The sequence below is a fragment of the Aeromonas sp. 160P genome, assembly GCF_055193095.1.
In genome coordinates, this window is sequence record NZ_JBUXKV010000001.1 from 3882032 (window position 1) to 3901055 (window position 19024).

The 19024-nt window shown below is 43.8% G+C and carries 15 protein-coding genes and 1 pseudogene; all 16 read right to left on the reverse strand.

The genetic code is table 11. The features are described 5' to 3' along the window. Positions 1-30: 30 nt before the first annotated feature. The 16 genes and pseudogenes from ACY8FN_RS17995 to ACY8FN_RS18070 all read right to left on the reverse strand — a co-directional run bounded on the left by ACY8FN_RS17995 (position 31) and on the right by ACY8FN_RS18070 (position 18992). Entirely contained in the window at positions 31-804 is a 774-nt protein-coding gene (locus ACY8FN_RS17995; protein ID WP_146181127.1) for a hypothetical protein, read from the reverse strand. Between the two features lie 531 nt (positions 805-1335). Then, a pseudogene (locus tag ACY8FN_RS18000) lies at positions 1336-2238 on the reverse strand (transposase family protein). Positions 2239-2452: 214 nt separating this feature from the next. Beyond that, positions 2453-3436, reverse strand: a complete 984-nt coding sequence (locus tag ACY8FN_RS18005; RefSeq protein ID WP_463100792.1) for a glycosyltransferase family 2 protein — start codon at positions 3434-3436, stop codon at positions 2453-2455. A gap of 14 nt (positions 3437-3450) precedes the next feature. Continuing rightward, positions 3451-4986: a lipopolysaccharide biosynthesis protein gene (locus tag ACY8FN_RS18010; RefSeq protein WP_463100793.1), complete on the reverse strand. Its 1536-nt coding sequence runs from the start codon at positions 4984-4986 to the stop codon at positions 3451-3453. Positions 4987-5199: 213 nt separating this feature from the next. After that, positions 5200-6327 (reverse strand): polysaccharide pyruvyl transferase family protein, encoded by a 1128-nt coding sequence (locus tag ACY8FN_RS18015; protein WP_463100794.1) that lies wholly within the window; start codon positions 6325-6327, stop codon positions 5200-5202. Positions 6328-6449: 122 nt separating this feature from the next. Beyond that, entirely contained in the window at positions 6450-7472 is a 1023-nt protein-coding gene (locus ACY8FN_RS18020; RefSeq protein WP_463100795.1) for an exopolysaccharide biosynthesis polyprenyl glycosylphosphotransferase, read from the reverse strand. Beyond that, the gene (locus ACY8FN_RS18025; RefSeq protein ID WP_463100796.1) at positions 7459-7749 is read right to left on the reverse strand and encodes a hypothetical protein; all 291 of its coding nucleotides are present in this window, start codon (positions 7747-7749) and stop codon (positions 7459-7461) included. Before ACY8FN_RS18025 ends, ACY8FN_RS18020 begins: the two co-directional genes overlap by 14 nt. A 506-nt stretch (positions 7750-8255) precedes the next feature. After that, on the reverse strand, positions 8256-10241 hold the full coding sequence (locus tag ACY8FN_RS18030) for a polysaccharide biosynthesis protein (RefSeq protein WP_463100797.1): 1986 nt from the start codon (positions 10239-10241) through the stop codon (positions 8256-8258). After that, positions 10238-11263: an MraY family glycosyltransferase gene (locus ACY8FN_RS18035; protein ID WP_463100798.1), complete on the reverse strand. Its 1026-nt coding sequence runs from the start codon at positions 11261-11263 to the stop codon at positions 10238-10240. The genes ACY8FN_RS18030 and ACY8FN_RS18035 overlap by 4 nt, the downstream gene beginning before the upstream one ends. Beyond that, on the reverse strand, positions 11263-12219 hold the full coding sequence (locus ACY8FN_RS18040) for a UDP-glucose 4-epimerase family protein (protein ID WP_463100799.1): 957 nt from the start codon (positions 12217-12219) through the stop codon (positions 11263-11265). The genes ACY8FN_RS18035 and ACY8FN_RS18040 overlap by 1 nt, the downstream gene beginning before the upstream one ends. Further along, on the reverse strand, positions 12219-13028 hold the full coding sequence (locus ACY8FN_RS18045; RefSeq protein ID WP_463100800.1) for a glycosyltransferase family protein: 810 nt from the start codon (positions 13026-13028) through the stop codon (positions 12219-12221). Before ACY8FN_RS18045 ends, ACY8FN_RS18040 begins: the two co-directional genes overlap by 1 nt. Further along, positions 13025-13630, reverse strand: a complete 606-nt coding sequence (cysC, locus tag ACY8FN_RS18050; protein WP_463100801.1) for an adenylyl-sulfate kinase — start codon at positions 13628-13630, stop codon at positions 13025-13027. The genes ACY8FN_RS18045 and cysC overlap by 4 nt, the downstream gene beginning before the upstream one ends. Before the next feature lie 12 nt (positions 13631-13642). Continuing rightward, a complete protein-coding gene (locus ACY8FN_RS18055; protein ID WP_463100802.1) occupies positions 13643-15379 on the reverse strand; it encodes an SLC13 family permease in 1737 nt (578 codons plus the stop codon). Further along, entirely contained in the window at positions 15379-16785 is a 1407-nt protein-coding gene (gene cysN / locus ACY8FN_RS18060) for a sulfate adenylyltransferase subunit CysN (RefSeq protein ID WP_463100803.1), read from the reverse strand. The genes ACY8FN_RS18055 and cysN overlap by 1 nt, the downstream gene beginning before the upstream one ends. Before the next feature lies 1 nt (position 16786). Then, positions 16787-17680, reverse strand: a complete 894-nt coding sequence (gene cysD / locus ACY8FN_RS18065; RefSeq protein WP_463101201.1) for a sulfate adenylyltransferase subunit CysD — start codon at positions 17678-17680, stop codon at positions 16787-16789. Between the two features lie 220 nt (positions 17681-17900). Then, the gene (locus ACY8FN_RS18070) at positions 17901-18992 is read right to left on the reverse strand and encodes a glycosyltransferase (protein WP_463100804.1); all 1092 of its coding nucleotides are present in this window, start codon (positions 18990-18992) and stop codon (positions 17901-17903) included. Positions 18993-19024 lie beyond the last annotated feature (32 nt).

Here is a 19024-nt window from a genome sequence, read left to right on the forward strand (position 1 = left end):
AGAGTTTACGACAAGTCGGTTAAAAATTTACTACCCCCCCTCATTCCCCAATACAGCATTTCTATTTCTTGGAATCATCGACACTATAAATATAAGCATCCAAAAAACAGGCTGTAGATAGTCAAACTTTCCATTCAAAATAATAAAAAATAATATAAAATGCATATTATCTTTCAGTTTAATTCTCGACCAAACGACAAATGCTATCGTGCCAAAAATGCCAAATGAGTAGTATAAGTTAAGAAGGAAACCACTATCTCGAATTGTGTAATCATATATATAATACCCTTTGTTATATACTGGCGTGGATATCACATTAATCCCATTACCAAAAATGTGAAACAATGAATCTTGATTTAAGACCATATCAACTAAAACGCTTCTCGTCGCAAGCATATCATATTCTGATACATTATTTAGACGCTCATAGCTAAACATTAAAAATAATGCTATTAACGTAAAACTAATGACAGGAATTAAACCATACTTCAATAGTATATTTTTAATGCCTGATCTATTAAATATAAAGATAACAGATATTGATATTGAGCAAATTAGAATCCCCGCTGTCGACAAAGTCATCATAGATGATATGAACCCTAGGAATACATAACCATCAACTTTTTTCAAAAGTATTAAGTAGCAAAATGTTACTATTGATATGACAGCGCTAGCATTGGATGGCTCAGTAAAAAATGAAGTAGGTCGAATGATTTCAAACTCTTGAAGCGTTTTACTTAGATATCTAGATTCTGAATAACCAAATGAAAATAGGCTATTAAAGTCAACATAATATCCTCCCACCCAATAAACCATTATTTGGACCAATAAAGAACAACATAAGATTACGATTAAAAACCTGAAGATCTTTACACCTAAACAAATATTATAACTAAGTAATAGTGAAACAGAAAAATAGGAGAAAAACATATAGAGAAGAGCAACAATATACATATTTACGCTTGAGTTATATTTATTTACAGCAATCGAAAAGATACAATAAAATACAAATATAAACACAAGCCAGTAATCTCCGTTTAACAATCGAATATTACCAATCTTATTGTAATTAATGAGCAGACAGAATATTAACCACACAATAGCCATGCCTAACATGTATAGGCCTGAACTCATTAACGAAAGAAAACAAAACAATATAGCCAGACTTATTTCACGCATATAAAATCTCATGATATTTATCTTTTCATCAAAAACAAAAGTGATTCACTAAGTGATATTTCTAGGAGTTAAATTCTCATCAACATGAAGTCAACAATGCTATGTACAGACCTAGTTATCACCTGACACCGGCCTCAAACCGGGGTCTTGTTTACGCTACTTTATACGCACTTCCTTCGTTATCAATTTCAGACCCGTCTTGAACATGTTGTAGGGGGTCTGCCCCTCTATTATCCAGCCCTGATGTGGCCGCTGGTTATTGTCGTGTTACAGGTAGCTTTCCAGATCTGTCTACATCTGCTCTACAGGCTCATACCAGGTTATCCACCCCTTGACACGGCAGTGTTCATCAACCAGGGGGCTTATAGTCACTCGATCAAGCCGCAGCTCTGTGGCCCACGCACCTTGGTTGTCAGCCGCCCACAGAACTCGCGCCCGTTGTACGGCAGCATGATAGACCAGCGCCTAATGGGCTTCGAAAAATGGCAGCACTGTTTCGTTGGAGTGAGATCACCGGCAGCTTGCTGGTGTAGAGCAGTCTCTAGGCGTGGAGACTGTAACAGTCAAGCACGGTTTGCAAATACACCTTGCCGACTCCCTTGAACACACCAACGAAGAAGGTGTCGACAGCCTAGTGAATCTCAATGGCGTTCGCGGCACTCGGGACTAAAGTCCTCTAACTGGCGAATTTGCTCGTCTTTGAGCTCAATGACCTGTTCCTGGTGGGTTTTCTCGAGGCGCAGCAAGCGGTCGTGTTTGAAGAGCAGGTCGTGACGTTGTACACGCCACGCACTCCGCAGCTCTGACGTTGATACCCTACAAAGCGAGTTCCTGCGCCCGCGCACTGGCCATGGGTAGGTTTCGAGGATGGCCTGCTCAATCTAGGGTTGGGGGCATTCGGTTGGGATTAGCCCCCTTAACAATTGTGCAATTTGTAGAGCAAGCCCTCAGCACTATCGACCTAGTAATTCCGGCGAATTTCGTAGAACTGCTGACGGCGGTAGGTGATGAGCTCGCAAACTTTCTGACGTTATTGAGCTCTTTGGCAAGCTCTAGCAGAGCTGAGTTTGCAACGAGCTTTTCTCGTTGGTGATCATACGGTGACTACACAGATAACGCGCTGGGGTACCATTTGGGTATACGATTTGAAGCCGTATGACCACTCCCTGCTTATGGATAACAATCAGGTGAATACATATGAACACACCTCTAGACAAACTCACTTGCATAGCGTGATGCATAATCAAACACATGATAAAATTTCGTACCAATTTTATCGAATAATAGCTTTGACTGTTTTTAATGTCTCGCAAGCTAATTTAGGATTTACAGCAAACATAACTGCTTTCATTTTCACAGATGTCGCAAACTCACCGTTCAAGAATTCATATAGATACTTTCTCAAGTATCTTTTATAACATTCCACCTCATCACTATAATCATCAGCATTATCGGTAATGTATATTGTATGAAGCGCAATATACATCGTCATATACTTATGATACATAACAGCCAGATCAAGAATGTCAGACTTTAAGATAATCCCGTTACTTATATCATCAATAGCAGCCAATGCATTTATATATTTTGGAATATTTACAACTGTAGTGGCACTTTGTTGGTTATCCTTCCTATAATTATAAACAGACCGTTCTCCAACACATACAAATCGTGCTTTTTGTGCAGCACTTACGATAAAATGAAGCCCCTCCCCCATATAGTATTTATTTGGAAATATAATTTTGTTTTTTTCAATAAACTCTCTTGAAAAAAGCTTATTCCAACAACCAATTTCAATTTTCCCAGGATAAAGTAATTCTGCTGATGCTTTGGCTGGTGACCAGTATTCAACTGAGTCAAGCTTAACATTATTATTAATGTAACCAGGGAACAAGTTGCAATTCTTTGACATTACAAACTCAGCTCCACTTTGCATGGCCAACCCCATCATGTATTCAACAAAGTCCGGCTCTAGACAATCATCACCATCAACAAAAACCAAATAATCACCAGAAGATGTACTAATACCTAAATTTCGCGCCTGACTTACGCCTTTATTCTCTGTATGTATTACTTTAATTCTATGATCTACACAAGATAGTCTATCTGCTATACAACCAGAGCCATCAGGGGAACCATCATCAATAAGTAAAACTTCTAAGTTTTGATATGTCTGATTGATTATCGAGTTAACACAACTCTCTATATACTTCTCTACGTTATACATAGGAACTATAACTGATACTAATTTTGCCATATTAATTCTCACTACTAACCTTTGAATTTCATTATTAAATTACGCATGATTTTATTTAATACAATTTTTTCATTCATTTCGAGACTATATATATAAGAAAAAGATAAATACAGCATCACGCTTATTACTGCAATCAACAGCTCGCTGCCATAAAAAACCACATATGAAGAAAAAATTAAAGCAACAGCATTAGTTATGATAAATGGAAGCGCCATTTGTAAGATTACTTTATTTAAATACCATTTAATACCTATGTCAAAAAACTCACTAAATATGTAAACCTTTAAATAACCAGTTACAAATTCAATCAACAACAACAAACACATTACATAATATATTGGAGCGTTAAAATAAAGCATTAAATATGAAATTGGTAAAACCAATAACGCAGTTGAACCAATCCATAATTGAAATTTTTTAATGTTACCTATTGCCTGAATAGCAGGAGTAACCCCAACTGTAAGTTGATTGACTAGATTTGAGAACAAGAAAAAAAAAGAAAACATAACAACATAATCAGGTATGACACCTAACCACAATTCTATAACATCAGGTAATATATATAACAGTGGCGTTGTTATCAATGCAACCAAAAAAAAACCCACTTTACTGGCCGCTATAGATACATTGACGGTTCTATCTCTATTATCCTTCCCCTCACTTTTCATAATTTGTGGGTTCATCGCTGATAACAATGTTTGGGATAAGTTCTTAACTTGACCATTAATTTGAAATGCAATCCCATACGCCGCATTCATTTTGGCATCGAAAAACTTATTAATTATTACATTAATACCTTGTGTGTTTAGGACATAGCAAATATTTGAATATAAGCTCCATAAAGCAAAAACTGACATCTCAATAAAAACACCTCTTACAAGTGGTGTTTTAAAAGTACATTCAATATAATAAACCTTGCAGTACAAAAAATAAGCAAGAAAAGTGAGGGTACTTATAGCTGCAATTGCAATTCCTAAAAATGCTAATCGAGCATGTTCACCAATAGCATTCATATATAATGATGTTAATAACATCATTAGCGATTTAAATATTAATATTAGTGCATCTACTCTGAAATTCTCACGAGAAATAACTAAGGCATTCAATGGAACAGTTATTATAGAAACTATTATTGATGCAACCACACCTAAATATAGATAACGAGTCTCATCAACGAGTGCATTATCTATATTTATAAAATCTTCTAATATTGTGTTCATCAGCAACAGCAATATCACCGCAAGAAGCGTCCCTACAATCAAATGCAGAATGCAGCTTGTTTTAAAAACAACCCCCAACTGTTCTTTATTACCAGTCCCCTGATAGAATGACAAATACCTCTGAGTGGACACCGTCATAGCCGAATTTAAAAAGGTCAATATAATTATCACACCGGTAATTAGGGCATAAACCCCATACCTCTCAACCCCCAGCGAACCAATAAGATATCTTACCGTTAGCAATGAACAGACGGTTGTGCATATAATTCTCAAGTATGAGATGACAGTGTTTTTTACTATTGTGATATTTTCATTTTTATTTTTCGTCATTTAATACACCTAATGGTATTAATGCATAACCATAATTTACATGTGGCTGAGAAGATTAAACTCCACCCCTATTTAATATAAACAGCCTTTTTATTTATCGAAAAGGATGGTGAGATAAAGAAATAAGTCTTTATTAGAAATTCTAGTTACATAAAAACAATAAAATGTCGTGATTTTAAAATTACACCTAAAATCACGACATGTAATTTTACACTAGCGCAATGCTTCACGAATGAAATGCATTGACTCAGCTCTTAATTCATCAAGTTTTTTCTGCTCTAACTCAACATTGTAAGTAGGGGAAATAGCGTCGAATGGAGTATTTATCAGAACTAAGCAATTTTCAATACCAAGCTTTGTTAAAAGCGATGCTTGTCTATCGTCAGAATTATTTATATTATTTACTACAGAATAAAGTGGAATGCCAAAATTTACAGCGAATGCTGTGCCATGGAATGAGGATGTCACTACGTATGATGATTTTTCAAATAGTTCAATAAAATTCTCAGCGCCAATATCACTACAAAGCTCATAGCTGATATTAAAATCTTCAGGTATTGGGCAAAATGAGAACACTTTCAAACCAGTTTTATTTTGCAACGATTTGAGAATGTTATATATATATGGGGTCACATCAAATGAATGGGTTATGAGATAGAATATAATATATCCATCATCAGGATATATTGATTTCTCATTTTTTGAAAAAACACCCCACTGTTCTTTATTCATCATTAACGTTGGATCTAACGTCACGTCAACTTCATGGCCAATAAGTTGCCGAACTACATGATTTCCACCAGAATCTCTAATCGATACGCTGTTATATTTTTTTAATCCAGTAGTATATGAAGACTTGTATTCATCACTAATACTATTCCCAGCAATACTCGCAGAAAAAGACACTTTTTTTGCCTTTTCTGGTGCAAACGATAGTAAAAATGTTGGATCACCCTTGGTATGCTTTGGATTCCAAGTTTGATCGCTACCGGTTAGATATACGTCATAACATGGAGGATTTTTACTTATCTCATCTGGGCTCGAATAAGGCTTTGATAAATTTAGATATTTATTCACAGCTTTTTCAAGCTTTAACTTTTTACGATGACCAGCCTTGATCCCTAATTTATAGATAATATCAGAAATTTTTTTCTTGAGAAAACTTTGCCCCTCAATACCTCTTGCATAATGCCATTCATTAGGAAACATATAATCTATTATTTCGCATTTACACCCACAATTTTCTATAACGTTCTGTGTTGCATAAGCTTGTAAAAATGAGCCATAGTTAACAACTCTATGCATTGTTACAACACCAACATTAAGAACTTTTCCAGACATATAAATCCTACTTTATTTAAAATAAATGCATCAAAACCAAAAGAGTTATCAACAAACTCAGTAAATGTTATCGACTTAATAAGGCATCATAGGTAGTTGGACATAGCCGGAGCACACTATAATTACCGCCCCATGCCAAACAGTACAGTCTTAACAGTCAATATCAGGATCTTGATATCCAACATCAGGCTTTGATGCTTGATATAGAAGATATCGTATTTATGCTTCCACACCGCATCTTCAATTGATGCCCCATAGGGATACTTGACCTGGGCCAGGCCGGTAATACCGGGCTTGACCGCATGGCGGAAGCGATAAAATGGAATGACGGTTTCCAGCTCTTTGATAAACACTTCCCGCTCAGGCCTTGGGCCAACCAGTGACATTTCGCCTTTAAAGACGTTGATCAGTTGCGGCAGTTCATCAATACGGGTCTTGCGAATAAAACGGCCAACACGAGTAACACGGGCGTCGTTTTTGCTAGCCCATTGAGCACCATTTTTTTCGGCATCGTTTCGCATAGAGCGGAACTTGATTACGTCGAATTCCTGGTTGAACCGACCAACCCGGGCTTGACGATAAAAGATGGGACCAGGTGATTCCAGTTTGATGGCCAGCGCAGCAAGAATGCCAATGGGAATGGCAACCAGACTTAGCACAATGGCAGAGACCAGATCCAGCGCTCGCTTGGCAATGCGATTGGATGGACGGGAGAGGATGGAAAAAGATTTCATGTGCAGGAAGTAGCCGCTGTGCAGCAACTCCACTTCAGTGCGGCCGAAACGGCGGTCCAGATAACTGACCAGCGGTTCAACGTAGGCGCCATATTTGGTGGCCAGCACCAACATTGCGGCCAGTTCATCGGTAAGGTCACCACTCTTGTAATGCACAAGGGTTTTGCCTTTCAGGTCCGATAGATCTGTCACATTGAAGTTCAATTTGAACGGATAATCAGCAAGCACCCGTTCAATAAGCTTTTTGTCATTGTCACTGCAGTAAACATAAAGCTCATCACTTTTCATGTGAACCCGCTTAAGCTCATACACCAAATTACCAATATCCAGCGAATGGCTCTTGGCCGTCAACTGTTCATTCGCAGCAATCCCGAAGGCTGCACTACTGTCAATTTTATTATGCATTCCCATAAGCTCTCTTCATGTCGATGCCCTGAGAAACAACCATTGAGGTGTGTCTCATCGGCATTCGACTGCCACGTGCCGTAGATTTATTGTTTTTTACCGCCTTGAAACCAGCTATTGCAGGTTTCAGAGCCACACGAACCAAGAAAAGAGATTGATTTTCATTGAAAGTGAAGGGCTGAATTGGAGTTGTGCGGACAATCCATTGATTTTGAGTGAGCGCACTGTAACAAAGCACGATTTCAATCGATTGCCAACCAGTAGCGCTCACTTGGGTGAACACACCTCAGCATTACCATACTCTCTATCCCGTACCACATATCAGGGGACTACTAACAGTCCCTTCTATTATTGATATCATCACTATCACTATCACTAGCACTAAAATGACCACAAAAGTGTCAATTAGAGGCTAAAAAACCAACCAATTTACAAAAAAAACAATGGCTACCGCCCCTGAGTTACAGCTCCCAGTGTGCATGTAGTTCCTTTATATTGTGAAAGGCATCAGTAAATAAACGTGTCATTTTCGATACCTTATCGCCAGCAAGAAGGGCGACATAACAAGTCGCTATTCCTGCAATTCGTTATAGCTCCGCTTATAATGCGCATTTTTTCACGCAAAAAATGTAGGACTATTCAGAAATGACGGAAGTGGATTCTACCTGCGGTTTGGAGAAATAAGTAGTCAATCTAGTCCAAAACTGGCTCGATCGATTAAAAAAAACACAACAAAAACAGAGGAACCAAAAAAAACGCCCAAGAGTGGGCGCCCTGATATATAAAAAATCAATGATTGGCAAGCAAAAAATCTATGTTATGAGATGGCAGTTGTACAATATTGTCACTTGGTGGTAGTTGCTGCTTGGCCAGCCACACCAGATCACAGATACCATCCGTTGGTTCGAAGGCGGCAGGCGCATGCATCAAAATTTCACGCACTTGCTGTTGATCAAAACGGTGACAAGCCTCATCCAGTGACGCCAGTAAAGGCCGCAGCCTTGACCAGGGCAGCCAGCTCTCTTGTGCCACCATGATCCTGGGATGTTCGGTTCCTCTGGCATCATCACCAATCAGTAACTCTTCGTAGAGCTTTTCACCCGGCCGTAAACCCGTCACCTCGATGGCAATATCACCATCGGACCGCTGCTCATCACGCAGTGTCAGGCCGCTCAGGCGGATCATGCGTTTGGCCAACTCCATGATCCGTACTGGTTGCCCCATATCGAGCACAAAGACGTCGCCGCCCTCCCCCATTGCGCCCGCCTGGATCACCAGCTGGGCAGCCTCAGGTATCGTCATGAAGTAACGGATGATGTCGGGATGGGTCAGGGTGATGGGCCCCCCTTTATCTATCTGCTGTCTGAATAACGGCACCACTGAACCGGACGAGCCGAGCACATTGCCAAAGCGCACCATACAAAAACGGGTATTGTGCTTCTCGCGGGTCAAGGCTTGCAAGATCAACTCGGCCAGACGCTTGCTGGCCCCCATGGTGTTGGTTGGCCGCACAGCTTTATCGGTAGAGATGAGCACGAATGTTTCCACCCCTGCCTCAATGGCCGCTTGCGCCGCATAAAGAGTGCCGAATACGTTATTACGCACCCCTTCAATGATGTTGAACTCAACCAGCGGAACATGTTTGTAAGCTGCGGTATGGTAGACGGTCTGGATCCTGAAGCTCTGCATCACTGTCTTGAGGCGATGTTGGCGCTGTACTGATCCCAGTAACGGCACCAGATCTGTTTCGATTCCTTCACGCTGACACTGTTCACGCAAATTCTTGTGCAATACATAGAGGGCATATTCAGAAAGCTCGAACAGAACCAAGGTGGATGGTCGGCACCGCAAGATCTGGCGACAGAGCTCAGAACCAATAGAGCCACCGGCACCGGTCACCATGACCGCTTTGCCTGTGATATTGGCTTCCATCAATCTGGTCACCGGCTCTACCGGATCTCTACCCAGCAGATCGTCGATGGAAACCTCATTGAGCTGATCAATGCGAGCCGAGCCATTGACCAGGTCAGCCATTCCCGGGATAGAGAGCACTTCGCAAGAGAGGGGCTCAAGTGCATTGATCACCTCCTGACGACGAGCCCTGGTGCTGCTCGGCATGGCCAACAAGATCTTCTTTACCCCATGGTGGTCAATCAGGGTTGGCAGCTGAGCACTGTGATAAACGGTGCATCCCTGGATCACACAGCCCTGTTTTGCCGGGTCATCATCGACAAAGGCGACAGGATAAAACTCATTACCTTGCAATAAGGCCATTTGCAGCTGTCGACCGGAAGAGCCCGCGCCGTAGATCAACACCTGGGTACGTGCCAAGCGGGTAGTATTAAGCAGCGCACGGAAAAACAGCCGCACACCACCGACCAGTAACACCAGAAAGGAGAGGTAGATAATTGATACCGTTCTAGGCAGGAAGATATCGAAGTAAAACGCAGAGATAACGAAGAAGCAGGTTGAAAGGCATGCACCGAGCAAGATTGTCCAGAGCACTCGAAAGCTGACATATCGCAACACCGCGCGATACAGCCCCAGTCGCACAAACAAGCTGATGCTGACGATGATAATTGCGCCGAGCAGTGCCCAGTGATGGGGGCTATCAATAGGCCAGCGCTGTTCAAGCCGGATCCAATACGCCCCCCAATAGGTCATGGTGATCAGGATCATATCAACGGCGACAGAGACGGCACGCTTGCTGGCACGTGACAGGGCACCCAGGCTGGTCAGTAGCCAGCTACCACCGGGTAAAAGCGCATTTCTCATTCTGGTACTCCTGCATTCAGGTGATACGCAAGATAAGCTAACGGCAAGTAGGCAATGACCAGACCGATCACGCCATCGAGCTGGCCCAATACAATCATGACGGCGATCGGCGCAAGCCATAGGCTATTTATAAGAAACACAGCCAATGTCACGTTTCGATGGCTCTGCCAGCGTCTTGCCAGATATTGATAGCCATGAGTACGATGAGCCTCGCTCAGGCGACACTTCAGGCGATAGCGATTTAGCAAGGTCCAGGTGGCATCAACCACAAATACCCCTAGCATGACGAGCCATGCCCACAGGAATTGGGGAGCAGAAGTGGCATCCAGCAGCATCAGGGCAGCTAGCATCAAGCCAAGAAAGCCACTGCCACCATCCCCCATAAAAATCCTGGCGGGTGGAAAATTCCAGCACAAGAAGCCCGCAGCCGAAATCCCCAGTAGCAAGGTCAAGCTAGCAGACGACCACTCACCCCCAACCAGATAATGAAATAACGCCATGAACAGGCAGACGACAACGGCCTCGCCTGCCGCCAAGCCATCGATGCCATCCATAAAGTTGTACAGATTGATAAACCAGATCACCCCCAGCCAGGCCAGTAGATAACCGAACCAGGCAAGATCCAGCGGCCAGCCAAAGAAAGTCAGCTCAGGCAAACCATCGACAGCAGATACCACCAAGGCTGCCGCAATGCTCTGCACAATCAGGCGGGTTAGAGGCTTGAGAGAGATGTGGTCATCGATAAAACCAACCAGTGCAATCCCAAGAGCCGCAGCCCATATCAATGCGAAGCTGCTCTTGGATATGCCATAGGGCAGTGGGATAAGGGCGACAAACAAAGGGGCTGCCAGCAGAAAGGTCGTCACGATAGCCATGCCACCGCCTCTCGGGGTAGGCACCTGATGCGAACTGCGATGATTGGGTTGGTCAAGCAAGCGGGTCTGGGCGTAGCGCCTGAGCAGGCCGGTCATGGTGATTGAAAGGACAAGACAAAACATCAACAACAAAACAAATGCCAGCATCAAGACGACTCACTATGGGAAGATGCCATCAGAGATAGGGTCTGAGAGAGCGAATAGGGTGCCGACCATTGTAATCGGCTCTGAGCCTTACCGGTATCCATTTCCAGAGAGCCATAAATCCGTTGTAGCTTGGCATCAATCCCCAAACAACGGCCAAGCCCTCTTATCACTCCTGGTGGGAGATAAAACAGCCGACAGACAACCCCTTCTGCATCAGCAATCGCTGCCAACAACTGCGATGTCGACACCGCGACCGGATCTGCAACCAGAAAGACCTGGTTCACTGCGGCAGGGTGTTTCATCGCATTGGCAATGAAGTCACACAGATTAGGCAACGCCAGCAGGCTGCGAGCATTGGTCAAACGGGCAAAAGGTAGCGGGATCCCTTTGCGCACCCACTTCATCATGCTGGCAAAGTTAGCCTTCACCCCTTCCCCATAAATAAGAGGAGGACGAATGATGGTAACAGCCATATCACACTCTTTCGCGAGCGCCATCAGCCCCTGTTCCGCCTCATACTTCGAGCGTCCATAGGGATCTTCTGGCGGACTCTGTACATTCTCATCAAATGGCTTACCTGGCTCGGTCTGCTCGCCATTCACTTTGATCGAGCTGATAAAGATGAAGCGCTTCACCCCAGCCTCAGCCGCTTGTCGAGCAAGAGTGAGGGTACCCTCTGTATTCACCGCTCGAAACGCAGCCAGTGGATCTGTCGCGGTATCCGACATCACATGCACCCTGGCAGCACAGTGAACAACCACATCCACCTGTTGCAATTGGGCTTTCCAGTTTGCATCGGCAGTCAAAGAGGGAGCCTGAACATGGTAAGAAGCCAGCGGGTGACTTCGCACCGCGCCTTTCACATTGGCTCCACATATAATCAGGTGTTCACAGACCGCCTTGCCTACAAATCCGTTAGCACCTGTGACCAAGACTGTACTTTTAATATCTGCCATTACCACCAACGCCAACCGTGAATATTGAAGAAAGTCACCATGGAACGCCCAAACATCCAGATATGGCGCCAGCCTTTGCGCGATGCATGACCACCGTGATGGACAACCTTCACCTGAGGGACATAGGCAATCCGGCTGATCTTTCCTGCCCGCAAACTGATGTCAAAATCTTCAAAATAGAGGAAAAAGCGAGAGTCAAACCCTCCGAGCTGCTGTAGAACATCTGTGCGAAACAGCATAAAACAACCACTGACAATCGGAGGATCCCACAGCACGTCATGATTGTTGAGCTGATCTGCCATCTCGTATTTTGCCAAGCGCGTCTGGAATAACTTCTTCACAAACGCGGGAGCAAAACCACGCAATAGTAAATCAAATACGGTTGGATAGCGTTTGCAAAGCCGTTGTACCTCACCATCTTCCCATGTAGCGAAAGGCGTCAATAATCCGCAATCCGGATTTTGTGCCATGAATTCCAATCCACACACCAAACCATCCGCTGCGATGCCCAAATCGGGATTAAGAATCAGATGATAGTCAGACGTCTCTCTTTGCAAAGCCAGATTGTGCCCACAACCAAAACCCGGGTTATCGCCATGCTGAATCAATTCAAATGAATGATGCCAAACCCCAGTCAACCATTGTCGATCAATATTCATCCGTGCCAACGGCGTATGATCTACCAGCGTTAGTCGCACATTTACACCAGCATCAATAGCAGCCTTAGACATCACCAATAGCGTTGACGCTAATAAAACCTTATCAGGCTTGTAGGTCACAAGGCTTATCGAAAGTAAAACCGAGCTCACTTATTACCATCCTTGAGTAACCATCCACCATTGCTCAGAAAATCCAAGACCTTGCTGGCGCACTCTTCTGCGGAAAGTTCACCAGCATCTAATACGAGATCCGGATTTAATGGAACCTCATAAGGTGAATCGATACCGGTAAAATGCAGGATGTTGCCAGTCCTTGCTTTCCGATATAACCCTTTGGGATCACGCTGTTCACATACTGAAAGGGGAGTGCTGACATGAATTTCAATCAATCTGGCACCCAATCGTTCTCTGACTAAAGCCCGATCATTGGCAAAAGGAGAAATAAACGCTGCTGAAACAATCAGACCGGCATCGGCCATGAGAACAGCGACTTCAGCAATACGCCGAATATTTTCCACCCGCTCTGCATCACTGAATCCCAGATCTCCATTCAGCCCATGGCGAATATTATCCCCATCCAACACAAATCCGTGATACCCCATGGCATAGAGTTTTTCATCAACCAGATTGGCAATGGTCGATTTTCCCGAACCGCTTAATCCGGTAAACCAGAGCACTGTTTGTAACTGATGCTTTTGTTGTGCTCGTTGTGATGGCGATACATGATGACCATGCCAGGTCAGATCATTCATAAGAAACTAGCCTCATCTGGGTAAAAATGGAAAAAAGAGAGGAACACATGCAGCAACCACAGCAAGATAGAGCAAAGCCAAAGGCAGCCCCAATCGTAAAAAATCAACTAGCCGATATTCACCCGCATTCAGAGCCATCAGATTGGTCTGATAGGCATAAGGATTGACAAAACTACAACTGGCACCAAATGCTACCGCCATCGCAAACGGGAGTGGCGAGACGCCCAATCCCTGCGCCAATGCCAAGGCAAGAGGTATCATCATGGCAGCAGTAGCATTATTGGTTATTATCTCCGTCACCAACCATGTTGCCACCAACATACCTACTAATGCCCAATGAGGTGAAGCACCTTCCAGATGAACCTTGACCAAATCGGTCACGACCCCCATCAAGCCACTAGTTTCCATCGCTTTTGCCAGTGCCAATGCTGACATCACGATCAACCAAAGCCCCAAAGGAAAACGTCGCCGCAGTTCATTCAACGTCAAAGTACCTGACAAAAGCAAAATGCTCAGGTAACACACCATGGATTTAAACAGAGATACCAATCCCAATGCGGAAAGGGTAATCGCCAGTAAGAATCCGCCAATCATCAACCATTCGGTTAATGGTTTAATCGCCGCAGCCGGCTTGGCACCTCGTATAATCAGAAAATTTTTGGTCAAATTGGCACGCCCCAAAAAATCCTTCCCGGTTGCCAGTACCAAAAAATCGCCACCACATAATATCTGCTCGCCGATTACACCGCTAAGCGCGTCTCCGTTACGACGGATAGCCACCACGGCAGCATCAAATTTGGCCCGAAAGTCGGACTCCTTTAGACGCAATCCACAAAGGGGAGAATCTGGCAAAATTAATACTTCAGTCAATTCGCCAGCATTCAATCCCTGTCGTTGCGCATAACTGGCTAACCCTTTAAAACGGGCCAATAAGCCAATCGAGGCCGGCTCTCCCGAAAAAAGGAGCCGATCATCTACCACCAATTGAGCATGTGGTGGTACGGGACAGATTTTTTCACCAGATCTGACAATTTCGACCAGAAACAGACGCTGCAGATGACGTAACCCAGCTTGAGCAATCGTCTTGCCAATCAGTGGCGAATCTGGTTCGATATGGCCTTCCACCAGATAGTGCTCCACCGACTCCGCATTCAATGGTGCGGAAGGAAGTTGGTCACGACGCCACCACAACCAGATAATACCCACAATTGCCACGGCCACGCCGACCGGAAAAAAATCCGTCAGATGAAAGCCGGGTAACCCCGCCTCAATCATCATTGAATTAACAATCAGGTTGGTCGAAGTACCAACCAGTGTCAGCATTCCCCCCATCGACACGGCATAAGTCATCGGCAGGATTAATCGACGAGCGGGATGATGAGTGACGGAACGCAGAGGGCCGAGCAGAATTGATACAATCGCGGTATTGTTCAACAAGGCTGAGCTGGCAATGCTGCTCAGCATCACTCGCCACCAACAACGTTCAAAGCCCAGTGTCAACATCCAGGCAGCAGCACGTTGTAACAGCAGCGTTTTTTCCAGTACAAATGCTGTGCAAATCAACAACACCAAGGTGATCAGGCCGTTGTTCGCGGCACAGGCCAGTAATGCCTCACTGCTGATGGCACCTGGCAAATAGAGCAGCATCAACACCAGCCCGAAAATACGATCAGCCTTGCCCTGCCAACGGGCAAGCGCCATAAGTGAGCCAACAAAAACCAGCAACACCCACCATGCCATCATTGTCATCAGATCAAATCCTTCAGATTTTTTGCCCCCCAATGGGGGAAGTGCTTGCAAATTAATGCATTAAGCTCAATTTCAAATTCACTGAAGGGATGTCTCGTTTGAGGTTCTTCACTGTGCGCCTGCACGATCATGGCGGCCCCCATAGTGGCATTTGTCAGACGGTCAACCAAAATCAACGCTCCCGTTTCGTGACATGTGGCATAGGAATCGACCGGTATTGGCATAGTGAACCGGATCTGGCAGTGCGCTATTTCGTTAAGCTGCAAATGCACCGCTGGATGATGGGAAAAATCTTCGATATCAACCCGATAATCAATGCTCTCCACAAATCCGGTAAGAGTACGAGTACCAATTCTTATCTCATATTGCCGATGGGGCTGCAGCGGTGTTTCATGTAACCACACCAACATACCGCTGACCTGTTCTGCTGAATGCCAATGCTCATTGGCTGGCGCCAGAATATCCCCCCGGCTGATATCAATTTCATCATCCAGCGTCAACGTCACCGCCTCGCCCATGATGGCGCTCCTCTTATCACCATCAAAAGTGACAATACGAGCGACCCGACTCGCTTTGCCGGACGGCCATACCCGCACAGGATCACCGACACCGATTTGTCCCCGAGCCACCGTGCCGCAGTAGCCCCTAAAATCCGCATCAGGACGGTTCACATACTGTACCGGAAAGCGAAACGATCCCATGTCGAGCGGGGCGATGTGCACCGTTTCGAGCCAAGAGAGCAGAGAAGGCCCCTGATACCAAGGCATCTTGTTACCGGATTCGACGACATTGTCGCCACGCAAGGCAGAGAGCGGAATAAAAGTGATATCCCCAAATCCCAGCTCCGTGGAGAAAGCTAAAAAATCATCGCGAATCTGGTTAAAACGGGTCTCGTCATATGCAACCAGATCCATTTTATTAATGGCGACTACAACATGCCGAATCCCTAGCAAAGAACAAATAAAGCTGTGACGACGGGTCTGTGCTTTTACCCCCCCCTTGGCATCAACCAGAATGATTGCTAGCTCGCAGTGAGAGGCTCCGGTTACCATATTACGCGTGTATTGCTCGTGGCCCGGCGTATCTGCGATAATGAATTTTCGTTTGTTGGTAGAAAAATAACGATAGGCAACATCGATCGTTATCCCCTGCTCACGCTCAGCCTGCAGCCCATCAACCAATAAAGCCAGATCTATTCCCTGATCCGTAGTATTAAACTTGCGCGAATCCCGTTGTATTGCGGCCAACTGATCATCATAGATCAACTTTGAATCATGCAGAAGACGACCAATGAGGCTACTCTTGCCATCATCCACACTGCCACAAGTAAGAAAACGTAGCAGTGATTTATGCTCATTGGCTGCCAGATAGGCATCAAACTCGTTCACGATAGCTCCCCCAGCCATTCTAGAAATATCCTTCCATTTTCTTCTTTTCCATCGAAGCGGACTGATCCGAATCAATCAATCTACCTTGCCGCTCCGACGTTCTCGCTTGCATCATCTCGGCAATGATGGTCGGCAGAGTATCCGCATCAGACTCTATCGCACCAGTAAGTGGATAACAGCCCAAGGTACGAAAACGTACCTTTTTTAAGGTGAGGGATTCGTTAGGAAGCAAGCGCATCCGCTCATCATCGACCATGATGAGGGTACCGCCACGTTTGACCACGGGACGAGGTGCTGCATAGTAGAGCGGGACTATTTCTATTTTCTCTCGGTAGATGTATTGCCAGATATCCTGCTCGGTCCAGTTAGAGAGCGGAAATACCCGGATACTCTCGCCTGAATTGACACGGGTATTGTAAAGACTCCATAGTTCGGGACGCTGATTTTTTGGGTCCCAACGGTGTCGCACATCTCGAAATGAAAAGACCCGCTCTTTGGCTCGACTTTTCTCTTCGTCCCGTCGCGCCCCTCCGAAAGCTGCATCAAAACGGTACTTATTCAGAGCTTGCTTGAGAGCCTCAGTTTTCATGATATCGGTATAAGAAGAGCCATGCTCAAAAGGGTTAATCCCTTGTGCGCGCCCCTCTTCATTGGTATGTACCAATAACTGAAAACCATACTCGGTTGCCATACGCTCACGAAACTCTATCATCTCGCGAAACTTCCACCCGGTGTCCACATGTAATAAAGGAAATGGGATTTTGCCTGGATAAAAAGCTTTACGAGCCAAATGCAATAGCACGGAAGAGTCTTTCCCAATGGAATAAAGCATCACTGGGTTTTCGAATTGAGCAACAACTTCTCTAAAAATTGCGATTGATTCAGACTCGAGTGCATTAATATTTGATTTCATTTTCAACCACGATTTCTGAGCGTATCAGGTTCAATCGTAAGACGACATTATATTTTTGTGAAACACCGACCACACAAAAATATTGCCAAACTTAGAGAGCATCCTAACATGCTAAATTTCAACACGATGATGCTGCAGGCAAAAAATGTAGCATCAACTTATTTATTTCATCTTTGCTGCTCTCTGCGAAGCAGCAATCCGAATCAAATTAACAACTGATTTAAAGTTTCTTTTTAAACAAAGTGCTTTTGCAAAAAAAAACTAAAAACCGTTTCAAAAAACCGCAATATTGTATGGAAAACTGCTTGGCTTGATGAAGATTTCGCTCAGGTTTTATAACAGCATCCATGCTGATAAAAACTCTAGCTTGATTCAAGATCCTTACATAAGAAGCATAATATTGATTTGGACTCTTTATAAAGGCCATTAATCTGTTATTGCTTTGCGCACCAATTTGGTTTTGATTATGTTGACGATACTTAATCAATGGCTTGTTTATAAAAACATACTGTCCATAATATTTTGCCAAAATAGCTAACCACCAATCATGCATTACCATCTGCGTGATATCGATGTAATTTAAAGAATCTCTTAATAGCGTGATCATTGGTTTGTTCAAAGCAATAGTTGCACCTTGAACACAATTTTTGAATAAAATAGAGTCATCCCTTAATACATCAGTCGATAAACCTTGGTAGTGAAAAAAACTGGTACTAAATACAGTACCCTCCTCATCGATCAAAGCTGCATCACTGAATACTATGGTTGCCGACTCCACAGGTATATTCTGAAAAACATTAAAATACTCAGATACTTTATCTTCATGCCAAACATCATCTTGATCAGCCAAAAACAACCAATCTAATTCTGGTGTTTCGGCAGATAAAATAGCATTAATGAAGTTACTTACAACACCTTTATTGGCACCAGTCTGATAACTTAACTTTCCATCAGAAAGTTGATTCTTTAACGCAATAATTACTTGGTTTGTTTTATCAATAGAACCATCGTCAAAGACTGCAATTAAATGATTTTGAACACCCGCAGATTTGAACGAACACTCAATACTTAAGACTTGTTCTGCGATGTACTGTTCACCGTTGTAAGAGCAAACTAGTGTTTTACATGCATACATATAGCACCGAAATATATATTTTTGATTTAACTTTAGGAAACAGCTAAATTCACTAACTAAAGGAGAGACTTCTTTAGTTTTAGCTTTATCTAGATAAAAACTAAATAGCTGTTCTGAATAGTAGATCACCGGAGGAAGGGAACTCAGTCCAGTTTGTGCGATCTCATTAGTCGCCAAACAAAACAAGCCACACCCAAAGGACTGAGTTG